7 protein-coding genes are annotated in these 13,941 nt (G+C 39.1%); all 7 read left to right on the top strand.

Annotated features, from left to right (window positions below):
* Nucleotides 1–29: 29 nt before the first annotated feature.
* The 7 genes from RM049_RS15260 (at nt 30) to RM049_RS15230 (ending at nt 13,921) form a co-directional block, all read left to right on the top strand.
* A complete protein-coding gene (locus RM049_RS15260; RefSeq protein ID WP_322704778.1) occupies nt 30–893 on the top strand; it encodes a 3-hydroxyacyl-CoA dehydrogenase family protein in 864 nt (287 codons plus the stop codon).
* 56 nt (nt 894–949) lie between these two features.
* Nucleotides 950–1,201, top strand: a complete 252-nt coding sequence (locus RM049_RS15255; protein ID WP_322704777.1) for an acyl carrier protein — start codon at nt 950–952, stop codon at nt 1,199–1,201.
* A gap of 45 nt (nt 1,202–1,246) precedes the next feature.
* Entirely contained in the window at nt 1,247–2,431 is a 1,185-nt protein-coding gene (locus RM049_RS15250) for an acyl-CoA dehydrogenase family protein (RefSeq protein ID WP_322704776.1), read from the top strand.
* 4 nt (nt 2,432–2,435) lie between these two features.
* Nucleotides 2,436–3,506, top strand: a complete 1,071-nt coding sequence (locus tag RM049_RS15245; protein ID WP_322704775.1) for an HAD-IIIC family phosphatase — start codon at nt 2,436–2,438, stop codon at nt 3,504–3,506.
* 38 nt (nt 3,507–3,544) lie between these two features.
* Nucleotides 3,545–9,310 carry a non-ribosomal peptide synthetase gene (locus RM049_RS15240; protein WP_322704774.1) on the top strand — a complete coding sequence of 1,922 codons (5,766 nt, stop codon included), beginning with the start codon at nt 3,545–3,547 and terminating at the stop codon, nt 9,308–9,310.
* 85 nt (nt 9,311–9,395) lie between these two features.
* On the top strand, nt 9,396–10,352 hold the full coding sequence (locus RM049_RS15235; protein ID WP_322704773.1) for a cupin-like domain-containing protein: 957 nt from the start codon (nt 9,396–9,398) through the stop codon (nt 10,350–10,352).
* Between the two features lie 404 nt (nt 10,353–10,756).
* Nucleotides 10,757–13,921 (top strand): amino acid adenylation domain-containing protein, encoded by a 3,165-nt coding sequence (locus tag RM049_RS15230; RefSeq protein WP_322704772.1) that lies wholly within the window; start codon nt 10,757–10,759, stop codon nt 13,919–13,921.
* Nucleotides 13,922–13,941: the final 20 nt, after the last annotated feature.

The following is a 13,941-nucleotide window of genomic DNA, read 5'->3' as shown; positions in this document are numbered from 1 at the left end:
GCAAAAGTTAGTCATTGCAAGATAAAATTATGAAAATTCAAACTGTCGGTGTTGTCGGAGCAGGTGTGATGGGAATTGGGTTAGCCCAAAATCTCGCCCAAAGTGGTCATCACGTAATTTTAGTAGATATTTCCGAAGAAATTCTGGAATCTGCCAACAAGCAAATCAGAAATAATATCCGTTTTCAAAGCTTTTTCAATAAAAATGAAAAAGTAGATAATCCCGATCGCATTCTGCATAAAATTAAATTTTCCACAAATTATAAATTTCTTGAAGATACAGAATTTGTGATTGAAAATGTCACCGAAAAGTGGGATATTAAAAAGGGAGTATACGCACAAATTGATGCGATTTGTCCAGAAAAAACTATATTTGCGGCTAATACATCTGCAATTCCTATTACTCGTATTGCTTCATTAACTAAGCGTGCTGATAAAGTGATTGGTATGCATTTCATGAACCCGGTTCCCATGAAGCCGATGGTTGAAATGATTCGCGGGTATCACACATCTGATGAAACAATCTCAACAGCTAAAGAATTACTGGCTCAGATGGGTAAAGAAAGTATCCTCGTCAATGATTCGCCAGGTTTTGTTTCTAACCGAGTTCTGATGTTGACAATTAATGAAGCAATTTTCTTGCTACAAGACCAAGTTGCTTCAGTGGAAGAAGTGGATAGAATTTTCAAAACTTGTTTCGGTCATAAAATGGGCCCCCTAGAAACTGCTGACTTAATTGGATTGGATACGATTCTTTTTTCCATCGAAGTTTTGTATGAAAGTTTCAACGACAGCAAATATAGACCCTGCCAATTGCTAAAAAAAATGGTAGATGCTGGTTTATTTGGTCGCAAGAATGGGCAAGGTTTTTATACTTACAATGGAGCAATTTGAAATTGGATATTAAAACAAACTCCCTAGTCATCCTGAAAGTCAAGGGGAATTAAAAAATGTCAGAAATACAAGCAAAATTTAGAGAATTTTTATCACGATTCTTCCGAAATCATGATTTGCAGTTAGATGAAGATATTTTTGCACTTGGTTTTGTCAATTCCATGTTTGCTATGCAACTCGTCTTATTTATCGAACAAACATTTCAAATTAATATTGACAATGAAGACCTGGAGCTTGATAACTTCAGAACTATAAATTCTATGACTCGTTTAGTTGAACGCAAGACAGCTTTTGTTGCCCAAAAATGAACAAATATAAAATTCACAACTATTTTCAACAACCAAGTAATCATCATGAAAATTGAGTTGACATCTCAACAAAAAGATGATAAATCTAAATTTATAGGTTTTGTCAACAAAGAAGTTGTACCTCAAGCAAATTCCTCCGACCAAGAAGAGTATACCTCCCCAAAACTTATAGAAAAGTTTGCTCATCATGGATATTTTGGTGCTGTAATACCCGAAGAATTTGGTGGCAAAAGTATGGATATGATCACCTATGGTCTTCTGAATGAAGAAATTGGACGGGGATGTTCTTCTTTACGGAGTTTGCTTACAGTTCATAGCATGGTTGCTTCTGCTCTTTGTCGATGGGGTAATAAGTCCCAAAAAGAGTATTGGCTGCCAAAATTAGCATCTGGTGAAGTTATAGCTGCTTTTGCTTTAAGTGAACCTGACGTAGGAAGTGATGCCAAAAGTATAGAAACCACAGCAACACTTTCTGGTGACTCTTATATTTTGAATGGACAGAAAAAATGGATTACCTACGGACAAATTGCTGATATCTTTTTGGTATTTGCCCAATGTTCAGGAAAACCCTCTGCTTTTTTGGTTGAAAAAAATAGTCCAGGACTTTTAATACAACCAATTTCGGGGATGTTGGGTGTTCGGGCTTCAATGCTTGCTCAATTAAACTTTCAAGATTGTCAAATTCCTCAAGAAAATCTGTTAGGCAGATTGGGTTTTGGTTTATCTTATATCGCTTATTCTGCATTGGATTATGGAAGATATAGTGTGGCATGGGGTTCTGTAGGTATTGCTCAAGCCTGTCTAGAAGCCTGCATTCAGTACACAAGCGAACGAAAGCAGTTTGATGTTTATTTGAAAGAACACCAATTAATTCGGCAAATGATTACTGAGATGATAGTCAATGTGAAAGCAGCAAGATTACTGTGCTATCAAGCTGGCTATCTCAAAGAAATTGGCGATCCAAATTCGATAACAGAGACTTCAATCGCCAAATATTTTGCATCTACAACAGCAACGAAAGTGGCAAATAATGCCGTACAAATTCATGGAGCGAATGGTTGTACTAACGAATATTCGGTTGCTAGATATTTGCGAGATGCCAAAATTATGGAAATCATTGAAGGAAGCACACAAATACAACAGATTACCATCGCTGATTATGGTTATCAGGAATATATCTCAAAACCTGCTTCCACCGTCAATTCTCAAAACTCATTGGCAATGATGTGAGAATATGATTAGCACAAACATTGAAATTTTAAATGATCGGCAAGTCGATCAAAAAGCTATTAAATGCGTAGTTTGGGATTTAGATAATACCCTTTGGGATGGTGTTTTGTTAGAGGATGACTGTGTTTACCTGCGAAACGAGGTAGTCGATATTATCAAAACATTAGATGTCCGAGGTATTTTGCAGTCGATTGCCAGTAAAAATGACCATGCCAGAGCAATGGAGAAAATCCAGGAGTTTGGGCTAGACGAATATTTTCTCTATCCCCAAATCAATTGGAACTCCAAATCGAGTTCTATTCAAGAAATTGCTAAGTCACTTAATCTGAGTATAGATACATTTGCCTTTATCGATGACCAGTTATTTGAACTTGAAGAAGTCAATTTCTCACTTCCTGAAGTACTTTGTATTAATGTAACTGATCTAACGCATCTTTTAGATAAACCAGAAATAAATCCTCGTTTTATTACAGAGGATTCTAAACTGAGAAGACTAATGTATATTAGTGATATTGAGCGAAATAATTCTGAAAAAGAATTTATTGGGACTCAAGATGAATTTTTAGCTACACTTAATATGACTTTTACTATCTCCACTGCTCAAGAGGATGATTTACAAAGAGCCGAAGAGTTAACAGTAAGAACTAATCAATTAAATACAACTGGTTATACATATTCATATAACGAATTGAATCATTTCCGAAAATCTGATCGGCATAAAATACTGATTGCTAGTTTAGAAGATAAATATGGTAGTTATGGAAAAATTGGGTTAGCTCTTGTAGAATGTGCAGAGGTTGTGTGGACTCTAAAGCTTTTGCTGATGTCTTGTCGGGTTATGTCCAGAGGTGTTGGCACAATTATGCTAAATCATATTATGACATTGGCTAAGAAGAATAATGTTCGCTTACGGGCTGAGTTTGTTTCTAATAATCGTAATCGGATGATGTATATATCTTATAAGTTTGCAGGGTTTCAAGAAATTGATAAAAGTGGAAATTTGCTAATTTTAGAAAATCAGCTAACGCGAATACAGCCTATCCCTGATTATGTAAAGGTCAAAGTTATAGATTAAAAAGCATTGCTAGTTCTCGTAGTTTGATAGGGGGGATTATGGATATAAAAAAAGATGAAATTTTAAAACGACGATCAAAGCTTTCACTCGCTCAACAGGAGCTTCTCACAAAGCGATTGCGCGGTGAAGTTGACTCTCGCTCTCAATTAGAAGTTATTTCAAAACGTTCTCAAATTAGTCCTGCTCCCCTATCTTTTGCCCAACAACGGCTGTGGTTTCTTCAACAGTTAGATATCGACAATCCTTACTATAGCGAACTAGCGTGTGTACAGCTTGTAGGTGCGCTTAACGTAGATGCGTTAGAGCGAAGTCTCAACGAGATTGTGCGACGCCATGAAGCGTTACGTACTACTTTTGAGATGCTTGAGGAACAAGCAATTCAAATTATTCATCCTGCTGTAACTGTGACGCTGCCACTGGTAAACTTGCTCTCGATCCCAGAAGCGGAACGGCAAGCACAAGTTGAACGGTTAACAACAGAGATAGCTCAAAAACCTTTTGATTTAGTGACTGGCCCGTTGCTGCGAGCTATGCTGCTACAAACAGGCGTCGAAGAATACTTGCTGCTATTCACAATCCACCACATTGCCGTTGATGGTTGGTCTATAGGAGTGCTAATCCGTGAACTAGCAGGACTCTATGAAGCCTTCTCCACCGACAAAGCATCTACCTTGCCTGATATCTCTATTCAATACGCAGACTTTGCTATTTGGCAGCGTCAGTGGTTACAAGGGGAATTACAAAAGACGCAACTTAATTATTGGAAGCAACAATTGACAGGTGCTTCAACTTTAGCTTTGCCCACAGATCGCCCACGACCACCAGTCCAAAGCTTCCGAGGCGCAGTTGCTTCTTTTGAGTTATCAGCAAGTCTAACTGATATGCTCAGATCCCTGAGCAATCAGGAAGGAGTAACCTTGTTTATGACGCTACTGGGAGCATTTCAAGCTTTACTGTACCGTTATACAGGGCAAGAAGATATTTGCGTTGGCTCCCCAATTGCTAACCGCAACCAAAGTGAGATTCAAGGGCTGATTGGTTTTTTTGTAAATACCCTGGTGCTGCGGACTTATCTTTCTGGGAATCCAAGTTTTTTAGAATTGTTGAATAGAGTGCGCGAGGTATGCGTGGGTGCTTATGCTCATGCAGATATACCTTTCGAGCAATTAGTGGAAGAACTTCAGCCAGATAGAAATCTCAGTCAGATGCCTTTGTTTCAGGTGATGTTTGCTTGGCAGGAAGATACTCAAAAGGAACTGACACTACCTGGTTTGACTCTAAATTGGCTCCCAACGCACGGTCAGACTGCCAAATTTGATTTAACTCTGTACTTAGTGGATGCACAGCCAAAGTTGAGGGGCTGCTTAGAATACAATACCGACTTGTTTGATGCTGAAACTATTACTCGGATAGTAGAGCATTTTTGTACTTTGCTAGAAGGGATTGTTGCAAATCCACAAGCAAAATTATCTGATTTACCACTATTAACGGCAGATGAGTTACATCAGCAGCTAGTGGAGTGGAATAACACTCAGGTTGAATATCCTCAACAACAATGTATTCATCAGTTGTTTGAAGCGCAAGTAGAACGCACACCTGATGCAGTAGCAGTAGTATTTGAGGATAAACAATTAACCTACTACGAACTGAATGCTAGAGCTAACCAACTAGCACACTACCTGCAACGACTGGGAGTAAAACCAGAGGTATTAGTCGGGATTTGTGTAGAGCGATCGCTCTCTATGGTCATTAGTCTATTAGCTATCCTGAAAGCAGGTGGTGCATACGTACCTATAGACCCTAATTATCCCCAAGAACGCTTGGCTTATATGTTGTTTGATACTCAACTACCAATTCTGCTAACTCAGCAGTCCTTAGTTGAACAATTACCAACACATAAAGCACATATAGTTTGCTTAGACACACATTGGGATCAGATTGCTCAAGAAAGCCAAACTAACCCGATAAATACGAATACAGTTAATAATTTAGCTTATGTAATTTATACCTCTGGCTCCACAGGCAAATCCAAGGGAGTGCTTGGTCTTCATCAAGGTGCAGTCAATCGGTTTCATTGGATGTGGAAATTTCATCCCTTCACTGAAGAAGAGGTTTGTTGTCAAAAGACATCCTTAAACTTTGTAGATTCAGTTTGGGAAATCTTTGTCCCTTTACTTCAAGGAATAACCACAGTAATTGTGCCAGAGCAAGTTGTTAAAGATCCACAACAGTTTGTAACTAGTCTTGCAAACAACAATGTAACACGATTAGTACTTGTGCCTTCTTTATTACGTATATTATTAAATACATATAATCTTTTACAGTTGCAGTTACCCAAGTTAAAGTTGTGGGTTAGCAGTGGTGAAGCACTATCTACCGATCTCCTAGTACAATTTCAGCAGAGTTTACCGGATAGTACCTTGTTAAACCTTTACGGTTCATCGGAGGTATCTGCGGATGTTACTTGTGGCAAGATTACCCCACAAACACCCCAAACGGCATCTGTTTTAATTGGTCGCCCAATTGCTAATACCCAGATACATATACTAGATACCAATAAGCAACCTGTTCCTCTAGGTGTAATCGGTGAAATATATGTAGGTGGTGTCCAATTGGCACGAGGTTACTTAAACCGTCCCGATTTGACAGCAGAAAAATTTATCCCTCACCCTTTTAGTATTCAACAGTCTGCACGTCTGTACAAAACTGGGGATTTAGCCCGTTATCTACCTGATGGCAACATTGAATACTTGGGGCGTATTGATAACCAAGTAAAAGTCCGTGGTTTCCGCATTGAATTGGGAGAAATCGAGTTTGTCATCAGCCAATACCCAGAGGTGCGAGAAAGTGTGGTTATAGCTCAAGAAGACTCCTCTGAAGGGAAGTCCTTGGTAGCTTATTTAGTGCAGAACCCAGAACATCAGCGATCGGGTGAGGAGACGACGAAATTGCAAACTGAGCAAATTTCACAGCGTCAAATATCACCGGGGCTACGCAACTTTTTAGAGTCGAAGTTGCCAAGCTACATGATGCCAAGTGCTTTTGTGATGTTAGAAGCCCTACCACTCACACCCAATGGTAAAGTTGACCGGAAAGCGCTACCTGCACCTGATATTAGTAGATCCCACCTAGAAAAAGTTTTTGTCGCACCTCAGAATCCATTTGAAGAAGTGGTAGCTGGCATTTGGGTTCAAGTTCTGAATCGGGAACAAATAAGTATTTATGACAATTTCTTTGAGTTAGGCGGGCATTCCTTGTTGGCGACACAAGTAATTTCTCGCATAAATAAAGCTTTCGAGATAAACCTATCGCTACATCGCTTATTTGAGTCCCCGACAGTGGTTGAATTAGCCAAAAGTATCGAGGAGGTGATCAAAGCAGAATTGGGACAACAGTCTCCTACCATTGGGCGCGTCTCTAGAGCCAAAAATCTACCTCTTTCCTTCGCTCAAGCCAGACTATGGTTGCTGGAGCAATTACAACCAGGCAGCGCTATTTACAACATACCAATTGCCGTGCGCTTCGTTGGTTTGTTGAATGTGGCTGCGCTGGAGGAAGCTTTTGCTGAAATCGTATATCGCCATGAAGCCTTACGTACTACCTTCCATCTGGTAAATGGACAACCCTTTCAGGCGATCGCTTCCAGCCTAAGAGTTAGACTACCAGTAGTGGATTTGCGGGAATTGCCAGAAGCACAGAGAGAAGCTCTTGTTCAACAACTAATCATAGAAGAATCGCAACACTGCTTTGACTTAGTTCAAGGCCCATTACTAAGATGCACTCTCCTGCATATTCACGAGCAAGAGTATATAGTATTGTTCACCATCCACCATATTGTTTCAGATGGTTGGTCAATGGGCGTGTTTGTTCAGGAATTAGTAGCACTGTATGAAGCCTTCTCTGCTGGAAAACCCTCCCCGCTTCCAGAATTGGCTATTCAGTATGCAGACTTTGCAGCGTGGCAACGACAGTGGTTACAAGGTGATGTTTTAGAAACCCAACTCGCCTATTGGAAGAAGCAATTAAGTAATCTCCCTGTAATGAAATTGCCTACAACTCGTCCCCGTGCAGAAGTGAAAACTAATCTAGGTGACACTTCATCTTTTTTAATTCCCGCCAAAGAGTTCAAAGCACTTCAAGCACTCTCGCGTCAAGAGGGTGTCACTTTGTTCATGACTCTGCTGGCAGGTTTTCAAGTGTTGCTACAACGCTATACAAATCAGGATGACATCGTTGTAGGTACTGATGTCGCTAACCGTAACCAACCTGAGACTGAATCATTAATTGGTTTTTTTGTCAACCTACTTGTTTTACGCACTGATCTTGCTGGAAACCCCAGTTTTCGAGAGTTACTTAAACGAGTGCGCCAAGTTGCATTAGGAGCATACACTCATCAAGATTTGCCCTTCGATCAATTAGTGAAGGCATTGCAACCAGAGCGGAATTTGAGCAACACACCCTCACTATTTCAGGTGTTATTTGTCCTTCAGAATGCTCCGATGCCACCATTAGAATTGCCAGGACTGACATTAAGTTTATTGGAGGTTAAAAACGAAATAGCAAAGTTTGATTTAGCACTATTTCTGACAGAAACAGATCAAGGTATCGTCGGAAACTGGCAATACAATGCTGACCTTTTTGAAACCAGCATCATAACTCGCATGACAGATCATTTCAAGACATTACTCAATAGCATTATCTCCGAACCTGATGCCCGAATCAACAGTCTAGAAATGCTGACCGAAGCTGAAAACAAGCAACAAACTATGCAAAAACAAGAGCGGAAAGCTTTCAATCGAGAAAAATTTATTAGTATTGCTCCCAAGGCTGTCACCCTATCACCAGAAAAATTAATTAAGACATCCTATCTGCAAACTGGGCAAACATTTCCTCTAGTAATTCAGCCTGATACTGACGAGATTGATTTGGGAGATTGGGCTAAAACGAATCGGAAATTTATAGAGACAGAATTGTTAAAACACGGAGCTATTCTATTTAGAAATTTTCATGTAAATTCCGTTTCGGTATTTGAAAGCGTTGCTCAAGGGATTTGTCCAGAATTATTTAGTGAATATGGCGATTTACCTCGTGCTGTAGAAGGGAGTAAAGTTTATGGTTCCACTCCTTATCCAGCCGATAAAGCTATCCTCTTCCATAATGAAAGTTCTCACTTACATTGCTGGCCTTTAAAAATTTGGTTCTTCTGTGTACAACCAGCACAACAAGGTGGAGAAACGCCGATTATCGACTGTCGCCAAGCTTACCAAATACTCAATCCTCAGTTGCGAGAACGATTAGCTGAAAAACAATTAATGTACGTCCGCAACTACACCGATGATTTAGATGTAAGCTGGCAAGACTTTTTCCATACCAATGATAAATCTGTAGTAGAAAATTACTGTCGTCAGGCTAGGGTGACTTGTGAATGGTATGATAATAAGAGTTTAATAACTCGCCAAATTCGTCCAGCGATCGCGGTACATCCGAAAACAAGTGACAGAGTATTTTTCAATCAAATCCAGTTACATCACATCGCCTATTTGGATGTAGAAGTTCGAGAATCTTTGTTGTCTTTATTTGGAGAACAGAGGCTACCACGTAATGTTTATTATGGTGATGGAACTTCTATAGAAGACTCAGTTATTGCAGAAATTAATGAAGTTTATCATCAGGCAGAAACTAGCTTTTCTTGGCAGCAAGGAGATATTTTGATGCTAGATAATATGCTGGCTGCACACGGACGTTATCCTTATGTAGGGCAACGCAAGATTGTAGTGGCGATGGGGGAAATGATTTGTAGTTGAAGATAGTGAAGAAACTATACTAGCGAAGTAAAATATTATCTCTTCAACCACAAATTATAAAATCACTAATTAATTGCATTTGATTATGACTATACAATCATCTTTTTTCTTCCCCAATATTATGGAACTTATTTTTGCCCTAATTACGTTAACTGCTGTCATAAGTTTAGTCATGTACCTCACGTGGCGCAAGAAAAAAAGTAAGTTGATATGGACGCCTATTTCTTCTATTGATCGTCGCTGCAACCTCTCTTATGATGAGTTCGTTCGAGAATATGCATCTGTTGGAAAGCCTGTGATTATCACTGACGCGATGAAAGACTGGAAAGCTTCAACCAAGTGGACTATGGATTTCTTCAGGACAGAGTACGGATCATCTGTGGGTCAAGTGATGGATTGCGCGACTCTAACTAAATCTCCCATGACTATTGCTGATTACCTAGATTACATGACTCTTAAGGAACGTGATAAATTGCTATGCTTGGAACGCCTGGTAATTGAGAATCGTCTTGATCTTCGACAAGACTACAAAGCTCCAATATACTTTCTGGACATTCTTGATAAGATACCACAAGAGGTTCGCAATAAATACAACTATTATCCAGGTCATATCCTTATAGGTCATAAAGATACATCCATAGGTCTTCACTATGATTCTCATCATTTAAATGCTTGGATAGCAGTAATTTCTGGGAAAAAGCGAGTTGTCTTGCTCTCACCAGACCAAGGAGATTTTGTATACGATGGAGAAGTTGATACGTTCAACCCGGACATAGAAAAGTTCCCACTTTACGCAAATGCAAAACCAATAGAATTTACACTAACCCAAGGAGAAATCATTAATATCCCACCAGATTGGTGGCATCATGTGAAGAACATTGAAGACAGCATAACCTTGCAACACCATTGGGCAGATAAATGGAACTCAGAAATAGTTTTCCAAAGTTATATTCAAGATAGCCCAAAAGTTGGTTATCTGATACCATTAATGATAAAATTTCCCTGGTTAGGCAATGCTCTATTTGCTATTGGTTTTCTCTAATATGGTTGTAAATATTTGTTAAAATCACTTTTGTTTGTGATAAAATTTTCTCCTAAACTGACTTTTCAGCAAATAATACGAAATCAAGACATATTGAAATTGATCCAATTTCATATTTATTAGTAATTCTTATTTAAGAATATCAGCTAATTCAAAAGAATAAATTGATTTTTAGAAATTATTTAATGAGGCAATAGAATACTTTTTTGAAAATTCTTGCTTACTAAATATGCGAATAGAAACTTGCAAACTTCAATAGCTATTTTACTAAATATAAACTGAACAAAATAGATTATTCTTAGCAATAGCAAAAAGTTAATACATATATGTTTAGGTTAAGATGGTACAACGACAGATAAAATGATTTGTATTTGAAGATATTGAACATATTATAAATAAAGTCTATGCCTACTAAAACTGTTAGCGGATTTCAGCTTTCCCCTTTACAAAAGCGTCTTTGGTTATTACAGCAATATAATTCAACTTATTGTACTCAATGTGCTATTTTCCTTGAAGGCAATCTCAACCCAGAGGTTTTAAAAGCCGCTTTACAACAAGTCATCAATCGACATGGAATTCTTCGGACAAGTTTTCGTCGCTTGTCAGGTATCAAAATTCCAGTCATGGTTATAGCAGATAGTAGTGTTCTGGTATGGCACGAAATCAATCTGAGTGATTGTGAACCACAGGAACAAGAAGCTAAATTTGAAGCTATTTTTCAACAACAGAGACGCCAAAATTTCGACTTTGAGCAAGATCCGCTCTTGTCTGCATCTCTACTAACGCTGTCACTGCACAAATATATTTTAATAATCAGTTTACCTTCCCTTTGTGCTGATACCTGGACACTCAAAAACTTAGTAGCTGAAATCAGCTATTCATACTCTGCTTGCTTACAAAGTGAAATAGTATCAGAAGAAGTTGTACAATACCTCCAATTCTCAGAATGGCAAAATCAATTGCTCGAAGATGAGAATGCGGAAATAGCTCATAAATATTGGCAAGAGCAAAAGTTGCCTTCCCAAACTATATTAAGACTGCCTTTTGAAAGCCAAGCTGCAAAACAAACAGAATTCCAGCTTGACTCTTTTCGATTGACGATCGCACCTGATGTCACAGCAAAGGCTGCAACCCTAGCTAGAAAGCATAATACTTCAACGGTTGTAGTTCTACTAGCCTGTTGGCAAACCCTAATTTGGCGGCTCATTGGAGAGTCAGAAATTATCATCGGTATGGCTAGCGATCGCAGGGAGTATGAAGAACTCCATGAAGTACTGGGACTGATTGCCACCTGGATTCCCATTAAAAGTCAACTCACACCAGACTTATGCTTCCAAGAAGTCTTAAAACTTAACGAAAACACCCTAACTAATAACACAGAATGGCAAGATTATTACACTCCTGAATCTGTAGGGAATGAAAACAATTTAGTATTTCCTATTGGTTTTGAGTTTGAGCAACTACCAGAAAAACATTTTGCGAATAGTGTGTCATTTTCGCTAGAAAAATACTATAGCTGTATTGAGCCATTTAAAGTTAAACTCACTTGTACTCAGCATGGTGAAACTTTAAATGCAGAATTTTACTATGATGTCAATTATTTTTCACCTGATAGTATTCAACGTTTAGCTGGACATTTTCAAACTTTATTAAATCATGCTACGAACAATCCAGATAAAAAAATTAGTCAATTAGATATAATCAGTAAAAGCGATCGCCAACAATTACTAGTTGAGTTTAATCAAACGCAGATTGATTATCCAAAAGACAAATGTATACATCAGATTTTTGAAGAACAAGTAGAAAAAACACCTAACAACATTGCCCTTGTCTTTGAAGACCAGCAACTAACATACGCAGAGCTGAACCGCAAAGCTAATCAACTAGCTCGTTACTTGCAAACATTGGGAGTCAAGCCGGAAGTTATAGTTGGGCTGTGTGTAGAGCGATCGCTCGAAATGATTATTGGACTTTTGGGCATCCTCAAGGCTGGTGGAGCATATTTACCACTAGATCCAACATTACCAAAGGAAAGTCTTGATTTCCGGTTGCAGGATGCTCAAGCGTCATTGGTGATTAATTTAGATACTGATTGGAACATCATTTCTCAGTACGACGATGATAATCCCAGCAGTGAGGTAACGACTGAAAATTTAGTCTATGTAGTATTTACCTCTGGTTCCACTGGCAAACCAAAGGGAGTAGCCATTGAACACCAGCAACTAGTTAATTACCTCAATAGCATCACAGAAAGATTAAATCTACCCACAGCAGCTAATTTCGCTAGTGTTTCTACCTTAGCCGCAGACTTGGGTAACACCGTTATCTTTCCTTCTCTTTGTACAGGTGGCACTCTGCATATCATATCCTCCCAGCGAGTTGCTGACTCAGCAGCCTTAGCTGAATACAACCGCCAACATTCCATCGACTGTCTGAAAATTGTCCCCTCCCACCTTGCCAGTCTCCTAGCATCCGCTCCATCCCAGTCCATTCTGCCTCGCCAAAGACTGATCCTGGGAGGTGAAGTTGCAACTTGGGATTTAATCGAGCAGATTCAGCAGCAAGCACCAGATTGCTTAATCTTCAATCACTACGGCCCAACAGAAGCTACCGTAGGTGTTACTACCTTCGCCGTTCAGAATAACCAAGCTAGTCATAATTCAAAAACAGTTCCACTAGGTCGTCCACTGGGGAATATACAGATTTATCTGTTAGATCAGCAGCTGCAACCCGTACCCATTGGTGTGCCAGGTGAATTGTATATCGGTGGAGCCTCTTTAGTTCGGGGTTATTTAAATCGGCCCGAACTAACCGCAGAGAGATTTATAGCCAACACCTTTGGAAATTCAAAATGCGATCGCCTTTACAAAACTGGTGATTTAGCACGTTACCTACCTGATGGCAACATTGAATTTATCGGACGGCTAGATAATCAGGTAAAAATCCGGGGCTTTCGGATTGAACTCTCCGAGATTGAGACGGTGCTGTGTCAGCATCCAGAAGTACAACAAGCTGTGGTTTTGCTGCGAGAAGACAAGCGGTTGATTGCCTATATTATTCCTAAGCAAAAACAGACACCCAGTGTTAGTAATATGCACAGGTTTGTGAGAGAAAAACTGCCGGAATATATGATGCCCTCGGCTTTCGTGATTCTCAAAGTGCTGCCACTAATGCCAAATGGCAAGGTGAACCGCAGTGCCTTACCAGAACCAGATGGTTATCGCCCAGAATTAGAAGCAACTTATCAGCCACCTCAAACAGAGATTGAAGAAGCGATCACTATTATCTGGCAAGAGGCGCTGAATGTGCAAAAAGTTGGTATTAATGATAACTTCTTTGAACTCGGTGGACATTCATTACTCATTGTGCAAATTCATAGCAAACTGAGACAACTTTTTAATCAAGATTTATCCATAACTGATTTATTTGAACATCCTACTATCAGTTCTTTAGTAAAGTTCTTGAATCCAGAAAAAAGCGAAGAATCTTCTTTAGAAGAAAGCCATAACAGAGCTAAAAGTCGGATGAATGAAAGACAACTAAGAACACAGTTTCGGCAAAAACTTTAAATTAAAAAATCTGGAGTGAA

The sequence above is a fragment of the Nostoc sp. DedQUE04 genome, from assembly GCF_034530995.1.
Classification (GTDB): Bacteria; Cyanobacteriota; Cyanobacteriia; order Cyanobacteriales; family Nostocaceae; genus Nostoc.
The sequence above is the reverse complement of the archived record's forward strand: the minus strand, read 5'-3'. Positions and strand labels throughout refer to the sequence as shown.